Raw genomic sequence first — 1,575 nt, forward strand, 5'->3', positions numbered from 1 at the left:
AGCAGGCTCGCTCCTACAGGGATCGCGGTGATCCTTGTAGGAGTGAGCCTGCTCGCGATAGCGGTTTATCAGGCGACACACAACGACCAGGTGAGCTCACCATGCACACAGCAATCATCATCACCTTCGGCCTGGCCCTCCTCGCCCTGATGCTGTTCATCGGCGAAAAAATCGGCTTCAGCCGCCAGACACTGATCTACAGCTTTGTGATCCTGTGGCTGGCGCTGACGGTGATCAACGGTGCCGTTGGCGTGGTCACGGCCGGCCAGCCCTTGAGTTCAGAGCTGGTGATCGGCACGGTGGTGTTCAGTGTGCCGGTGGCGGCGTTGGTGCTGTTCATGGTGATGAGCGCCGAGGCCTGATAAAGCCCCGGCGCCTGTCCGTCTGGATCAACGCACCAAGTGCAGGAATTGCAGGTGCCGTTCGTACTGATCGAGGATGTCGTTGATGATCTGGTCCTTGGTGTAACCCACCAGATCGTAGTCCTGGCTGCCTTCGCTCAAATGCACTTCGGCCCGGTAATAACGCCGGTTGTTGATTTGCTTGGACCCCATGCCGCCTCGGGCGAAAGACGGTGTGAAATAACCGCGCATCTGCACCTGATAGATAAACGGATGCTGTTCACCGTGACCGATTTCCAGGCTGACGCTGTCGTTGACCGGGTCCGGTTGCGTGATCACGTTCAAACCCTTTTCGACAAACACCGCCGACACTTCCTCGATCGCCGGCCGCACCGTCGTATCCAGAAAACGATACACCTCATCGCGCGACGGGAAGTGCACCGCCTGGCTCAAACGCTGTCGCCAGCCACCCTTGCCACGCCTTGACCCGGAAACCGGTGCCAGCGAATGCAGTTGCGCGATCTGTTTCTGGGACTCCAGATAAAACGCCTTGTGCAGACCCCACATCATCAATAGCAAGATCAACGAAAACGGCAGCGAGGTCAGCACCACTGCTGACTTCAGCGCATCGATGCTGCCGGAGAACAACAGCGCGCTGGTCACCAATGCCGTCATCGCGCCCCAGAACACCCGCAGCCATTTCGGCCCGTCTTCATCCGGGTTGCCGCCCTTGGCGGACAACGTCGACAGCACCACGGTGCCGGAGTCGGCCGAGGTGACGAAGAATACGAAGCTGATGAACACCGTGACGGCAATCACGGTTTTGCTCCACGGGTAGGTTTCCAGTAGCAAATAAAGCGTCATTGACGGGTTGTCGATGGCCGACATGCCGAGCGCGCTCATGCCGTGGTTGAGCACTTGATCGATGGCGCTGTTGCCGAAGATCGACATCCACGCCAGGGTGAAACCAAGCGGAATCAGCAGCACGCCGAAGACAAATTCACGGATGGTGCGGCCACGGGAAATCCGCGCGATGAACAGGCCCACGAACGGCGACCATGCAATCCACCAGGCCCAGTAGAACACCGTCCAGCCGCCGAGCCAGTCGCTCGGTTTGTCGTAGGCGTACAGGTCGAAACTCTTCATCGGCAAGGCGCCGAGGTAGTCGCCCAGGTTCTGGATCAGCGTGTTGAGCAAGTGCTGCGTGGGGCCGGCGAACAACACGAACAGCAGC

Annotated in this window: 1 protein-coding gene and 1 pseudogene; one reads left to right on the plus strand and one right to left on the minus strand. The window is 59.2% G+C overall.

What is annotated here, in order from left to right:
* The first annotated feature begins 101 nt into the window (after window positions 1-101).
* Window positions 102-362: a hypothetical protein gene (locus AC1D2P_RS30645; RefSeq protein WP_046031321.1), complete on the plus strand. Its 261-nt coding sequence runs from the start codon at window positions 102-104 to the stop codon at window positions 360-362.
* Between the two features lie 27 nt (window positions 363-389).
* Here the strand turns inward: AC1D2P_RS30645 and betT are convergent.
* A pseudogene (betT, locus tag AC1D2P_RS30650) lies at window positions 390-1,575 on the minus strand (choline transporter BetT); the annotation flags it as partial.

Source organism: Pseudomonas sp. P1_F1_2 (assembly GCF_056405815.1).